At 67.6% G+C, this 13,945-nt stretch carries 11 protein-coding genes; 6 read left to right on the forward strand and 5 right to left on the reverse strand.

Features of this window, described 5'->3' with window-relative positions:
* Nucleotides 1-154: 154 nt before the first annotated feature.
* Nucleotides 155-2,275, forward strand: a complete 2,121-nt coding sequence (locus ABZ078_RS39870) for a prolyl oligopeptidase family serine peptidase (protein ID WP_356583433.1) — start codon at nucleotides 155-157, stop codon at nucleotides 2,273-2,275.
* A 158-nt stretch (nucleotides 2,276-2,433) separates the two neighbouring features.
* Here ABZ078_RS39870 and ABZ078_RS39875 read toward each other — a convergent pair whose 3' ends face one another.
* The 5 genes from ABZ078_RS39875 to ABZ078_RS39895 are packed head-to-tail and all read right to left on the reverse strand — an operon-like array spanning nucleotide 2,434 to nucleotide 8,037.
* Nucleotides 2,434-3,495, reverse strand: coding sequence for a dipeptide ABC transporter ATP-binding protein (locus tag ABZ078_RS39875; protein ID WP_356583434.1), 1,062 nt, complete (start codon nucleotides 3,493-3,495; stop codon nucleotides 2,434-2,436).
* On the reverse strand, nucleotides 3,488-4,471 hold the full coding sequence (locus ABZ078_RS39880; RefSeq protein ID WP_356583435.1) for an ABC transporter ATP-binding protein: 984 nt from the start codon (nucleotides 4,469-4,471) through the stop codon (nucleotides 3,488-3,490). Before ABZ078_RS39880 ends, ABZ078_RS39875 begins: the two co-directional genes overlap by 8 nt.
* 9 nt (nucleotides 4,472-4,480) lie before the next feature.
* Nucleotides 4,481-5,488: an ABC transporter permease gene (locus tag ABZ078_RS39885; protein WP_356583436.1), complete on the reverse strand. Its 1,008-nt coding sequence runs from the start codon at nucleotides 5,486-5,488 to the stop codon at nucleotides 4,481-4,483.
* Nucleotides 5,481-6,404 carry an ABC transporter permease gene (locus ABZ078_RS39890; protein ID WP_356583437.1) on the reverse strand — a complete coding sequence of 308 codons (924 nt, stop codon included), beginning with the start codon at nucleotides 6,402-6,404 and terminating at the stop codon, nucleotides 5,481-5,483. The genes ABZ078_RS39885 and ABZ078_RS39890 overlap by 8 nt, the downstream gene beginning before the upstream one ends.
* A gap of 7 nt (nucleotides 6,405-6,411) precedes the next feature.
* Nucleotides 6,412-8,037 carry an ABC transporter substrate-binding protein gene (locus ABZ078_RS39895; protein ID WP_356583438.1) on the reverse strand — a complete coding sequence of 542 codons (1,626 nt, stop codon included), beginning with the start codon at nucleotides 8,035-8,037 and terminating at the stop codon, nucleotides 6,412-6,414.
* A gap of 505 nt (nucleotides 8,038-8,542) precedes the next feature.
* On the opposite strand from ABZ078_RS39895, the gene ABZ078_RS39900 reads away from it, so the two are divergent.
* From ABZ078_RS39900 to ABZ078_RS39920, 5 genes are all read left to right on the forward strand, one after another.
* Nucleotides 8,543-9,571 (forward strand): ABC transporter permease, encoded by a 1,029-nt coding sequence (locus tag ABZ078_RS39900; RefSeq protein ID WP_356583439.1) that lies wholly within the window; start codon nucleotides 8,543-8,545, stop codon nucleotides 9,569-9,571.
* Between the two features lie 81 nt (nucleotides 9,572-9,652).
* Nucleotides 9,653-11,413, forward strand: coding sequence for an ABC transporter substrate-binding protein (locus ABZ078_RS39905; RefSeq protein WP_356583440.1), 1,761 nt, complete (start codon nucleotides 9,653-9,655; stop codon nucleotides 11,411-11,413).
* Nucleotides 11,414-11,518: 105 nt separating this feature from the next.
* The gene (locus ABZ078_RS39910; RefSeq protein ID WP_356583441.1) at nucleotides 11,519-12,499 is read left to right on the forward strand and encodes an ABC transporter permease; all 981 of its coding nucleotides are present in this window, start codon (nucleotides 11,519-11,521) and stop codon (nucleotides 12,497-12,499) included.
* 72 nt (nucleotides 12,500-12,571) lie between these two features.
* Nucleotides 12,572-13,606: an ABC transporter ATP-binding protein gene (locus ABZ078_RS39915; RefSeq protein ID WP_356583442.1), complete on the forward strand. Its 1,035-nt coding sequence runs from the start codon at nucleotides 12,572-12,574 to the stop codon at nucleotides 13,604-13,606.
* A gap of 30 nt (nucleotides 13,607-13,636) precedes the next feature.
* Nucleotides 13,637-13,945: ATP-binding cassette domain-containing protein (locus tag ABZ078_RS39920; RefSeq protein WP_356583443.1), on the forward strand; the 309-nt coding region annotated here is incomplete at its 3' end.

The raw sequence follows: 13,945 nt of genomic DNA on the forward strand, positions 1-13,945 counted from the left end.
CAAGCGCGGGGGGTCGGACTATGGGGGCAGATAAATCCATGTAGCGGCCAGCAGGTTCATACCCACTATGCGGTTGTGATCATAACTATCCGTCCGTGCGCATCGATCGGCGCACAGCCGCACAAGGGGGCGCACTGGCCAATATGGTCGGGGCATGACGACCGAGCCTGTCTCCTTCCCCCGACGGCACGCCCGCACCCAGAGGTTCACCCTCGGCGCGCCCCGCGCGTTCACGGTGGCGCCCGACGGTTCCCGTGTCGTGTTCCTGCGCTCCTCCTCCGGCACGGACCCGGCGAGTTCGCTGTGGGTGCTCGACACGGTGGACGGCGGGGAGCGCGTGGCGGCCGACCCACGCGCCCTCCTGGGCGGCGCCTCGGAAGACCTCGCGCCCGAGGAGCGGGCGCGACGCGAGCGCAGCCGGGAGTCCGGCGCCGGCATCGTCGCCCACGCCACCGACAGTGCCGTGGAGTTGGCGTCTTTCGCCTTGTCAGGGCGGCTTTTCACGGCCGAACTGCGGGCCGGCACGGCACGCGAACTCCCGACCCCGGGACCGGTGATCGACCCGCGTCCCTCCCCCGACGGGCGGCACGTCGCGTACGTCGCGCAGGGCGCCCTGCGGGTCGTGGGCGCCGAGGGCGAGGGCGACCGCGCGCTCGCCGAACCGGAGTCGGACGGCGTCACCTACGGTCTGGCGGAGTTCATCGCCGCCGAGGAGATGGGGCGTCACCGGGGCTTTTGGTGGGGTCCGGAGTCGGACCGGCTGCTCGTGGCGCGGGTGGACGACACGCCGGTGAGCCGGTGGTGGATCGCCGATCCGGCGCGTCCGGAGCGGGAGCCGCAGCGGGTGGCGTACCCGGCGGCGGGGACCGCGAACGCGGACGTACGGCTGTTCGTGATCGGTCTGGACGGGGTGCGCACGGAGGTCTCCTGGGACCGGGCGCGCTACCCCTATCTGGCGCGAGTGCACTGGTCAGCGGCGGGTGCGCCGCTGCTACTCGTACAAGCGCGCGACCAGCGCAGCCAGCTTTTCCTGGCCGTGGACCCGGCGACGGGGGTGACCCGGATGGTGCACGCGGACGAAGATCCACAATGGCTGGATCTTTTCCCCGGCGTGCCCTGCTGGAGCCCTTCCGGGCACCTCGTGCGCATCGCCGACGAGGGTGGCGCGCGGGTGCTCACGGTCGGCGAACGGCCGCTGACCGGGCCGCAGTTGCACGTCCGCGCGGTGCTGGACGTATCCGAGGGCGACGTGCTGATCTCGGCATCCGCGGGTGAGGCCGCGGCCGGCCCCGAGACCGGCGAAGTGCATGTGTATCGAGTGAACGAGCTCGGCGTGGAGCGTGTGTCGCAGGAGCCCGGCGTGCACTCGGCAGTGCGCGCCGGGGGCGTGACCGTACTGGTGTCCCACGCGCTGGACCGGCCCGGGGCCCGGGTGCAGGTGCTCCGGGACGGGAAGCAGACGGCGACGGTCCGGTCATATGCCGAAGATCCCGGTTTGACCCCGCGCGTGACCCTCACCGAGGGGGGCGCACGTCGAATTCCATGCGCCGTGCTGTTGCCTCGGAACCATCAAGAGGATGCCCCTCTTCCGGTTTTGCTGGATCCGTACGGGGGTCCGCACGCCTCACGGGTGGTCGCCGCGCACAACGCGTACCTCACCTCGCAGTGGTTCGCCGACCAGGGGTTCGCGGTGGTCGTCGCGGACGGGCGCGGTACGCCGGGGCGCTCGCCCGCGTGGGAGAAGGAGATCAAGGACGACATCGCGGCGATCGTGGTGCAGGACCAGGTCGACGCCCTGCGCGCGCTCGCCGAGCGGTTCCCGCTCGATCTGACCCGGGTGGCCATCCGCGGCTGGTCCTTCGGCGGCTATCTGGCGGGGCTCGCCGTACTGCGCCGCCCGGACGTCTTCCACGCGGCCGTGGTCGGCGCCCCGGTCACCGATCTGCGCCTGTACGACACCCACTACCAGGAGCGTTACGTCGGGCACCCCGGGGAACAGCCGGAGGTCTACCGGCGCAACTCACTGATCGACGACGCGGGACTGGTGGACCCGGCCGAGCCGCACCGCCCGATGATGATCGTCCACGGGCTGGCGGACGACAACGTGGTCGTCGCCCACTCCCTGCGCCTGTCCTCGGCCCTGCTCGCCGCGGGCCGCCCGCACGAGGTGCTGCCGCTGTCCGGGGTGACCCACATGACCCCCCAGGAGACGGTCGCGGAGAACCTGCTGCTGCTCCAGCTCGACTTCCTGAAGCGGTCGCTCGGCCTGGCCTAGACGGCGGCGGACCGGGGTGACATGGCGCACCCCGGTCCGTTTACGGCACCCGCACGGCCGTACGCTGTTCAGCCTGGCGCGTCCGTATATCGGAATCGGGTCGGTGAAGTTGCCTGTGTGTTAACGCCGTTCGGGGGTGTATGTACGGCTGTGAACGGCTATGACTCCGCCTCCGCCGGAACCACCTGCCCCGGAGCGGAGCGCCTGAGGGGTACGGCTTCCGCGAAGTGGCACGCCGAGTCGTGCGCCTCGGGCCCGCTCGGTCCCCGCAGGTGCGGCGGCACCGCGAGCGCCGGCACCTCCTGGGCGCAGCGCTCCTGGGCCTTCCAGCAGCGGGTGCGGAAGCGGCAGCCGGAGGGGATGTTCGTCGGGGACGGGACGTCGCCCGCCAGGATGATGCGCTCGCGGTGTTCGCGGGCCTCCGGGTCGGGGACGGGGACCGCGGAGAGCAGGGCCTGGGTGTAGGGATGCGTGGGGTGGTCGTAGATCTCGGCGTCCTTGCCGATCTCCACGATCCGGCCGAGGTACATCACGCCGACGCGGTCGGAGATGTGCCGGACGATCGACAGGTCGTGGGCGATGAAGACGTAGGAGAGATCGAACTCGTTCTGGAGGCGGTCCATCAGGTTGATGACCTGGGCCTGGACGGAGACGTCCAGCGCGGAGACCGGTTCGTCGGCGACGATCACCTCGGGGCGCAGGGCGAGGCCGCGGGCGATGCCGATGCGCTGGCGCTGACCGCCGGAGAACTGGTGCGGGTAGCGGTTGATGAACTCGGGGTTGAGGCCGACCACGTCCAGCAGGTCCCGCACCCTGCGGCGCCGGTCGCCCTTCGGGGCGACCTCGGGGTGGATGTCGTACGGCTCCCCGATGATGTCGCCCACCGTCATACGGGGGTTGAGGGAGGTGTACGGGTCCTGGAAGACCATCTGGATGTTGCGCCGCACGGCCTTCAGGGCACGGCCGGACAGCTTGGTGATGTCCTCGCCCTTGTACTTGATCGAGCCGGCCGTCGGGCGCTCCAGGTTGACCAGCATCTTGGCGACCGTCGACTTGCCGCAGCCGGACTCGCCGACGATGCCGAGGGTTTCGCCGCGGTGGAGGGTGAAGTCGACGCCGTCGACCGCCTTCACCGAGCCGACCTGTTTCCTGAAGAGGATGCCCCGGGTGAGCGGGTAGTGCTTGACGAGCCCGCTGACCTCCAGAATCGGCTCAGCCATTCAGGCACTCCCTCCAGAAGTGGCAGGCACTCGTCCGGTCCGCGCCGGACTCGGTGACGTCGTACAAGGGGGGTACGTCGGTGCGGCACACGTCCTGGGCCATGGGGCAGCGGGGGTGGAAGGCGCAGCCGCGCGGGATGTCCATGAGGTTGGGCGGCAGGCCCTTGATGGCGTAGAGCTCCTGGCCCTTCTGGTCCAGGCGGGGGATGGAGTCCAGCAGGCCACGGGTGTACGGGTGGGCGGGCGCCTTGTAGATGTCGTGGACCGGCGCCGACTCCACGATCCGGCCCGCGTACATCACGGCGATCCGGTCGGCGACGTCGGCCACCACGCCGAGGTCGTGGGTGATGAGGATCAGCCCCATGTGGTACTCGCGCCGCAACTCGGCGAGCAGTTCCATCACCTGGGCCTGGACGGTGACGTCGAGGGCGGTGGTGGGCTCGTCGGCGATGACGAGCTTCGGTTCGAGGGCGAGGGCCATCGCGATCATGATGCGCTGGCGCATACCGCCGGAGAACTGGTGCGGGTACTGCCTGACGCGCTCGCCGGCGGCCGGGATGCGCACCCGGTCCATCAGCTCCACGGCCCTGGCCCGGGCGTCCTTCCTCGACATGCCCCGGTGCACGACGAACATCTCGCCGAGCTGGTCTCCGACGGTCATCACGGGGTTCAGCGACGACAGGGCATCCTGGAAGATCATCGCCATCTCGGCGCCGCGGACCTTACGCCGCTCCTCTTCCTTCAGCTTCAACAGGTCCCGCCCCTGGAAGAGGATCTCGCCCCCGGTGATCCGCCCCGGCGGCATGTCGAGAATCCCCATCACCGCCTGCGCGGTCACCGACTTGCCGGACCCCGACTCCCCGAGCACGGCGAGCGTCTCCCCCGCGTCCACGCCGTAGTCGACCCCGTTGACGGCTCGGGCGACCCCGTCCCGGGTCCGGAACTCCACCCGCAGATCACGCACTTCGAGCAACATGACGCCGCCTCACCTCAGCTTCGGATCGAGGGCGTCGCGGACCGCGTCGCCCAGCATGATGAAGGCCAGGACCGTGATGGCGAGGGCGCCTGAGGGCCAGAGGAGGGCGTGGGGGGCGTTGCGGATGTACGGGGAGGCCGCGGAGATGTCGATGCCCCAGGAGACGCTCGGGGGTTTCAGTCCTACGCCGAGGTAGGACAGGGTCGCCTCCAGGGCGATGTAGGTGCCGAGCGCGATGGTCGCCACCACGATCACCGGGGCGACGGCGTTGGGCGCGATGTGGCGGAGCAGGATGCGGGAGTCGGAGGCGCCCAGGGCCCGGGCGGCCTGCACGTAGTCGTTCTCCTTGGCGGTGATGACGGCGCCGCGGGCGATGCGGGAGATCTGCGGCCAGCCGAGCAGCACGATGAAGCCGATGACCGGCCAGACGCTGTTGCTGGTCACCACCGAGAGCAGGACCAATCCGCCGAGGATCACCGGGATGGCGAAGAAGACGTCGGTGACGCGGGAGAGGAGCGAGTCCGACAGCCCACCGAAGAAGCCGGCGAGCGCGCCCAGTACCGAGCCGAGGATCGCCACCCCGAGCGTGGCGAGGACGCCGACCGCGACGGACGTGCGGGCCCCGTAGACCGTGCGCGTGTAGACGTCGCAGCCCTGGCCGTCGTAACCGAAGGGATGGCCGGGAGAGGAGCCCTGCTGGGCCTTGGCGAGGTCGCACTTGAGGGGGCTGCCGGAGGCGATCGCCGAGGGCCACAGGGAGATGAAGACCAGGAACAGGATGATCAGCCCCGAGACGATGAAGACGGGGTTGCGGCGCAGGTCGCGCCAGGCGTCGGACCACAGGGACCTGGGTCTGCCCCCCGCCGCCGTCCCGTCCGGTCCTCCCGGCGCCCCTCCCCCGGCGGCCGCGGACGGCCGTTTCTCCAGCGTCTCCGCCTCGGTCGCGGCCAGGTCCATGGCGCCTCCCATACCGGTGCCGGCGATCGCGCCGTCGGACTGGAACGACTGGTCAGGCATAGCGGATCCTCGGGTCGAGCACGGCGTACAGGAGGTCGACGACCAGGTTGCAGAGGAGGAAGACGAGGACCAGGACCGTCACGAAGCCGACGACCGTCTGGGTGTTCTGGCGCAGGATGCCCTGGTAGAGCTGGTAGCCGACGCCATGGATGTTGAAGATCCGCTCGGTGACGATCGCGCCGCCCATCAGGAAGCCGATGTCGGCGCCGATGAAGGTGACGACGGGGATGAGGGAGTTGCGCAGGAGGTGCCGGGTGACCACGCGGTGCCTCGGCAGTCCCTTGGCGACGGCCGTACGGACGTAGTCGGAGCGCCGGTTCTCCGCGATGGAGGTGCGGGTCAGGCGGGTGACGTACGCGAGGGACACCGAGGCGAGGACGAGGCCGGGGACGATCAGTTCGTCGAAGGGGGCGTCCGTGGAGACGGACGGCCGGATCCAGGCCCACTCGACGCCGAGCAGCAGCTGGAGCAGCAGGCCGGTGACGAAGGTGGGGACGGAGATCACGACGAGGGTGACCAGGAGGACGCCGGTGTCGACGGGGCGGCCGCGGCGCAGGCCGGTGACGACCCCCAGGGTGATGCCGATGACGATCTCGAAGAGGATCGCCACGATGGTGAGCCGGATGGTGACCGGGAAGGCCGTCGACATCAGCTCGGTGACTTCCTGGCCGTTGAACGCCGTACCGAAGTCTCCGGTGAAGACGTTCCCCATGTAGGTCAGGTACTGCTGCCACACGGGCTTGTCGAGGCCGAACTCCTTCCTGAGCTGGGCGGCCGTCGCCGGGTCGCACTGCCGGTCGCCGCACAGGCCCGCGATGGGGTCGCCCATCACGTTCACCATGAGGAAGATCAGCAGGGTCGACCCGATGAACACCGGGACCATCTGCAGCAGGCGCCGGACGACGTACCGCCCCATGGCGGGCTCAGCCGACCTTGATCTCGTTGTAGACCGGCACGCTGAACGGGTTGAGGGCCACGTTCGACAACCGGTCCGACCAGCCGGCGCTGCCGTTCTGGTACCAGAGCGGGATGGCCGCCATGTTGTCCCGGACGACCTCCTCGGCCTTCTGGAGGGTCTCGACGGCCTTCGCGGCGTCGGTCTCGGCGTTCGCCCGGTCCACGAGGTCGTCGAACTTCTTGTTGGACCACTTGCCGTCGTTGGAGGAGGCGCCCGTGTAGTAGAGCGGCTGGAGGAAGTTCTGGATCAGCGGGTAGTCCATCTGCCAGCCCGCCCGGAAGGGACCGGAGAGCTTCTGGGTCGAGGTCCGGCTGCGGAAGTCGGCGAAGGTGCCCATCGGGTTGCCGACGCAGGCACGGTCGTTGTCCAGGGCGTTGTTGATGGAGTTGCAGACGGCGTCCACCCACAGCTTGTGGGAGCCGGTGTCCGCGTTGTACGTGATCTTCACCTGGCCGCCGGGCAGCCCGCCGCCCTCCTCGATCAGCTTCTTCGCGTCGTCGGCGTCGTACTCGCACCACTCACCGCACAGCCCCTCCTTGTAGCCGCCGTCCTCACCGAGGACGGGTGAGGTCCAGTCGGTCGCCGGGGTGCGGGTCTTCTGGAAGATGGTGTCGGTGATCTGTTCGCGGTCGATCGCCCGGGACAGCCCCTTGCGGATCTTGTCCGAGCCGGGCTTGTTCCAGTTCTTGTCGTAGTAGGGGAAGGAGATGGTCTGGATGATGCCGGCCGGGGTGTTGAGGTAGCGGTCGCCGAGGTCGTTCCGGACGTTCTTGAGCTGCTGGGCCGGTACGTCGTCGACGAGGTCGAGGTTGCCGGCCATGAGGTCGGTGTAGGCCGTGTTGTTGTCCGTGTAGACCTTCAGGGTGACGCCGCCGTTCTGGGCCGCGTCCTCGCCAGGGTAGGCGTCCCACTTCGCCAGGCGCATCTCGGAGCCCTTGGTGTACGACTCCACGGTGTACGGCCCGTTGCCGATGGGCTGGGCCAGCCAGCTCGCGTGGTCGTCGAAGAACGCCCGCGGCAGCGGGACGAAGGCGTTGTAGCCGAGGGTGTCGGGGAAGCTGGAGAACTTCTGGCTGAGCCTGACGGTGAAGGTCCGGTCGTCGACCACCTTCAGCCCGGACATCGTCTGGGCGGTCTGCGGGCCCTTCTCCGGGTGGACCTGGTCGTAGCCCTCGATGTAGCCGAAGAAGTAGGCGTTCTTCTGGTTGTTCTTGAGGTTCGCCCCGTAGTTCCAGGCGTCCACGAAGGACTTGGCGGTGACCTTCTCGCCGTTGCTGAAGGTCCAGCCGTCCTTGATCGTGATGGTGTAGTTCTGCGAGTCGGAGGTCTCGATCCGCTCGGCGAGCATGTCCTCGGCCTCGCCCGTCTTCGGGTCGTACTGCTTCAGCCCCCGGAAGATCATGGACAGCACCTTGCCGCCCTGCACCTCGTTGGTGTTGGCCGGCTCCAGGGGGTTCTGCGGATCGGTCCACGAGGAGCTGAGCACCGCGCCGCTCTCGGCACCGCTGTCGGCACCGCCTCCACAGGCCGTCGCCGCGAGCGAAACCGCCACCGCGCATGCGGCCCATCCGGCGTGCGTGGCTCCGCGCATGGAGTGCCTCCTCTGACATGGATCCCTTACCGGGAATATCCAGTCAAAAGGCACATATTGCACATGGACTTCGACCAATGGGGCGACACGCCACCCTGATGCACGAACCCGCGCGACACCCGTCCAAGCGGCGAAACGGACTTCTCCCCTCACCCCTCCCGCACAAACCGATGGATCTTCGACGCACCGCGCAATGGATCTTCTCGATCCGATGCCGAACCGTTTTGTTGGGACCCCTGGATGTACACATTTCGACACAGGAGCGTCCGCATATCGAACTCATTGCCTGATTAGTCCAGTTAGTCCGAGTCAAGGCACGACTCGATCACGTTGCGCTACCCGCGTAGCTACGGAATGGTCAAGACAGGGTAAAGAACGTAAAGAGACAACCAAGTCGGCCGAGAATTTATTGACCTTGAATGAATTGCGTTGAAAAAGTCCGGCGTAGCCCGTAGGGGAGCGTGCCCTGCGGAGTCATCAGACCCTCCCTTGGGCCAGGAGCACCATGACCCCCCCAACTCCATCCGCGGCTGCCCCGCTTGAGGCGACTGACGAAAGCATCGACAAGTCGCCTTCGCCCTCCACCCCTAAGGGCAACGAGAGCCGCTCGCCTGGACGGCTGGCGTGGAACCGCTTCAAGCGGGACCGCACGGGCGTCATATCGGCGTACATCGTGATCTTCTTCTTCGTGATCGCGCTCGCCGCTCCGCTCATCGCGAAGCTGTACGGCAAGGATCCGTACACGACCTACGCGAGCCAGCGGCCGGAGCTGCTCAACGCCTTCTCGTACCCGGCGGGTCCGAACGGCGGTATCAGCTCGGAGTTCTGGTTCGGCATCGAGCCGCAGCTCGGGCGTGACGTCTTCACCTTCCTGCTCTACGCCATCCGCACCTCGCTGGGCATCGCCCTCGCGGCCACCTTGCTCACCGTGTTCCTCGGTGTGGTCATCGGCGTCACGGCGGGCTACCTCGGCGGCAAGACGGACTACCTGGTCGGCCGGGTCATCGACATCCTCCTGTCGTTCCCGTCCACCCTCTTCTTCATCGCCTTCATGCCGGTCGTGTACGGACTCTTCATCGCTCCCGACGAGGACATCCCGACCTGGCTGCGGGCCACCGGCCTGATCATCGTCCTCGCCGCCTTCGGCTGGGCCTCCATCGCCCGTCTGCTGCGCGGCCAGGTTCTCGGCCTGCGCGAACGGGAGTTCGTCGAGGCGGCCAAGGTCACGGGCGCGTCACCGCGGCGTATCGTCTTCAAGGAACTGCTGCCCAACCTGTGGACGCCGATCATCATCCAGTCCACGCTGATGCTCCCGGCGTTCGTCACCGCTGAGGCGGGTCTCGCCTTCCTGGGTGTCGGCATGATCGACCCGACCCCGGACTGGGGCGTCATGATCCAGCGCGGCGCCATGTTCTACACCGAAGACATCACCTTCATGCTCTTCCCGGGCATGTCCATGGTGATCTTCGTGCTCGCGTTCAACCTGCTCGGCGACTCGGTGCGTGACGCACTCGACCCGAAGTCCAAGCGCTGACTCCGGCTTTTCAGGGCCTCGGCAAAGGAGCCGGGGTGCCGGAATCTCTCTCATCACTCCCACTTTCCAAGGCAGGAAGCCATGTCCTTCTCGCGTAGAAACTTCCTCATCGCCACCGGCGTCGCCGCGGCGTCGACCTCGGTGCTGAGCGCCTGCAGCAGCGGCAACGAGGGCGGCGGCGGGCAGAACGACGCCCCCAAGGTCAGCGGCTCCAAGACGATCGACATCCCGGTCGGCACCAAGGCCGACTCGACCGGTCCGGCTCCCGAGGTCAAGGGCGCGGTCAAGGGCGGGACGATCTACTCGCTCCAGCAGTTCGACATGGACCACATGGACCCGGCGCAGATCTACAACTCGACCGAGGGCGCCATCACCGTCCCGATCATGCGCGGTCTGACCGGCTACAAGCTGGACGAGAAGGGCGCCGCCGTCCTGGTCGGCGACGCCGCCACGGACGCCGGCACCATGAAGGACGGCGGCAAGACCTGGTCCTTCACCCTGAAGGACGGCCTGAAGTGGGAGGACGGCTCGGACGTCTCCATGGAGGACGTCCGCCACACCTTCGAGCGTCTCTTCGCCACCTTCATCACCGAGGGCCCCCGCTACGTCCAGAACTGGCTCGAGGGCGGCGAGAAGTACAAGGGTCCGTTCGACGGCAAGAGCCTCGACTCCATCGAGATCGACGGCAAGACGATCACCTTCCGTCTCAACGAGGCCCGCACCGACTTCAACTACACGCTCGCGATGCGTGGTTACTCCCTGGTGCCCAAGAAGCACGACACCAAGGAGAAGTACGACAAGCGTCCGTTCTCCTGCGGCCCCTACAAGATCGACGAGCGTAACATCGGCAAGACGCTGACCTACGTGCGCAACGAGCACTGGGACCCGAAGACGGACTCGATCCGCAACGCCTACCCGGACAAGTACGTCTTCCAGATGGGCTACGAGCTGGTCGCGTCGACCGACCGCTGGATCGCGGACAAGGGCAACGACCAGTACGCGGTGCCGATCTTCAACGAGGTCGCACCCGAGCGCGTCGCCCAGGTCCTCACCAACGCCGAGCTGAAGAAGCGCGTCCTCACCTCGGTCGACACGGCCACCTACTACTGGCCGATCAACACCACCCGCATCAAGGACGTCAAGGTCCGCCAGGCCATCAACTACGCCTGGCCGCACCAGCAGATCCAGACCATCAGCGGCGGCAAGGCCACCACCGAGATCGCCACCACGATCCTCGCCCCGGTGACCCCCGGCTACACCAAGTTCGACCTGTACGGCGTCGACAAGCACCCGGGTGGCCAGCCGGAGAAGGCCAAGGCCCTGCTGAAGGAGGCCGGCAAGCTCGGCCAGAAGCTGGTCATCGCCTACCAGCAGTCGGACACCGCGGTGAAGACCGCCGTCGCCATCAAGAACGCCCTCGAGGCGGCCGGCTTCACGGTCGTCAACAAGCAGGTCGACAAGTCGACCTTCTACACGCAGATCGGCAAGATCGACAACGACTTCGACCTGTTCGCGGCCGGCTGGAGCCCGGACTGGCCGAACGGCTACTCGGTCTTCTACCCCTGCTGGAGCGGCAAGAACATCGGCGACGGCCGCAACAACTACGCGCAGCTGAACGACCCGGGCGTCAACAAGGCGATCGACGCTGCCTCCAAGATCGCGGACGTGGACGAGGCCAACAAGGCCTGGGGCAACATCGACAAGATGGTCAACGAGCTGGCCGCGGTCGTTCCGGACTACCACAAGATCCGCAACTACCTGTACGGCTCCAAGGTCGGCAACGTCATCTGGGACGGCGCCAACACCTGCGTCGCGCTCTGCAAGCTCTACGCCAAGAAGTAAGCAGCACGACTCGTCGGGGGCGGCCATCCCGCATGGCCGCCCCTGCGGCCCACCCCCCTCTACTTCCCTCCCGGCGACGGCGCCCCGTCCGGAAAGTCACGCCTCATGTTCCGCTTCCTTGTCCGCCGAGTAACCGGCGCGCTGGTCATTTTGTTGATCATCAGCGCCATCACCTTCTGGCTTTTCTACGCCGTGCCGCGTGACCCCGCCATGATGTCCTGCGGCAAGAACTGCACGCCTGAGGCCCTCGAGCAGATCCGGAAGAACCTGGGCATCGACAAGCCGATCCCGGTTCAGTACTGGCTGTGGCTCGTCGGCATCTTCGCCGGACGGAACTACCCCGGCTACGACTACTGCAACGCCCCTTGTCTCGGGTACTCCTTCGCCAACCGTGAGCCCGTCTTCGAGACGATCATGGACCGCCTGCCGACGACCCTCTCGCTCGCCTTCGGCGCGGCCATCGTCTTCCTGATCCTCGGTATCGGCGCGGGCATGCTCGCGGCCCTCAAGCAGGGCCGCTTCCTGGACAAGTTCGCCAGCTCGGCGTCGCTGCTCGGCTCCTCGCTCCAGATCTACTTCGTCGGCTACATCGCGATGTTCTTCTTCGTCGCGCAGCTGGGTTGGCTCGACCAGCCGCAGTACACCCCCCTGACCGAGAACCCGGCCGCCTGGTTCTCCGGCCTCCTGCTGCCCTGGCTGGTCCTCGCGATCATCTTCACCGCCAACTACACCCGTATGACCCGCTCCCAGCTGGTCGAGCAACTGAGCGAGGACTACGTCCGTACGGCCCGGGCCAAGGGCCTGTCCCGGTCGAACGTGTTCTTCCGGTTCGCCTGGCGTGGCGCGATGGGCCCCATCGTCACGGTCTTCGGCATCGACCTGGGTACGCTGATCGGCGGTGCCATCATCACCGAGTCGACCTTCAGCCTCCAGGGCATCGGCCGGCTCGCGGTGAAGTCCGTGGACCAGAGCGACCTGCCGATGCTGCTCGGGGTGACCCTGCTGGCGGCCGGCGCGATCGTGATGTTCAACATCATCGTGGACGCCGTCTACGCCCTCATCGACCCGCGGATCCGGCTCGCCTGACCTCCGCCCCAGCCCCGTTCCTCCCACCGCCCCACCCGGCGATCTCCCGCATCACCCCTCAGGAGCGTCCCCGTGACGAGCAGCGACCAGCAGCCCTTCCTCTCCGTCAAGGACCTACAGGTCCACTTCTCCACCGAGGACGGCATCGTCAAGGCCGTCGACGGGCTCAGCTTCGACCTCGCCAAGGGGCAGACGCTCGGCATCGTGGGCGAGTCGGGCTCCGGCAAGTCGGTCACCAACCTGACGATCCTCGGCCTGCACGACCGGCACCGCACCATGATCGACGGTGAGATCCTGCTCGACGGCAAGGAACTGCTCACCGCCTCCGAGAAGGAGCTAGAGCGGCTGCGCGGCAACAAGATGGCCATGATCTTCCAGGACGCGCTGGCCTCGCTGTCGCCGTACCACACCGTCGGCACGCAGATCGGCGAGACGTACCGCAAGCACACCGGTGCCTCCAAGAAGGAGGCCCGGACGCGGGCGATCGAGATGCTGCGCCGGGTGGGCATCCCCCAGCCGGACGTCCGGGTGGACGACTACCCGCACCAGTTCTCCGGCGGTATGCGCCAGCGCGCGATGATCGCGATGGCGCTGGTCTGCGACCCCGAACTGCTGATCGCCGACGAGCCGACCACCGCCCTGGACGTCACCGTCCAGGCCCAGATCCTGGACCTCCTCAAGGAGCTCCAGCAGGAGTTCGGCACCGCCATCGTCTTCATCACGCACGACCTCGGCGTCATCGCCGACATCGCGGACGACGTGCTGGTGATGTACGGCGGCCGGTGCGTGGAACGGGGCACCAAGAAGGAAGTGCTGAGCAACCCCCAGCACCCCTACACGCTGGGCCTGCTGAGCTCCATGCCGAGCCTCGAAGGAGCGGTCGACGTACCGCTGACCCCGATCCCGGGCTCGCCGCCCTCGCTGCTCAACCCGCCCTCCGGCTGCCGTTTCCACCCGCGGTGCACCTTCACCGAGAAGGTCGCGGGCGGGCTGTGCTCCACGGAGCGGCCGCTGCTGGACGTGGTGGACGGCCGGGGCTCCGCCTGCCACCTCCCCAAGGAACAGCGGGGGGACCTCTTCGCCGACTTCGCCGCCTCACGGCACTGACTGACGTACACGAGACGGGACTTCACCATCATGAGCAACGCGCAACCGCTCCTGGACGTCAGCGGTCTGACCAAGCACTTCCCGATCAAGGGCGGCTTCCCGATCAAACGCACGGTCGGCGCCGTCAAGGCCGTGGACGGTCTCGACTTCCAGGTGGCCGAGGGCGAATCCCTCGGTCTGGTCGGCGAGTCGGGCTGCGGCAAGTCGACCACGGGCCGGCTGATCACCCGGCTGCTGGAACCGTCGGGCGGCAGGATCTCGTACCGCGGGCAGGACATCACGCACGCGAGCCGCAAGCAGCTGGCCCCGGTCCGCTCCGAGATCCAGATGATCTTCCAG

Source organism: Streptomyces sp. NPDC006385 (assembly GCF_040612485.1).
Classification (GTDB): domain Bacteria; phylum Actinomycetota; class Actinomycetes; order Streptomycetales; family Streptomycetaceae; genus Streptomyces.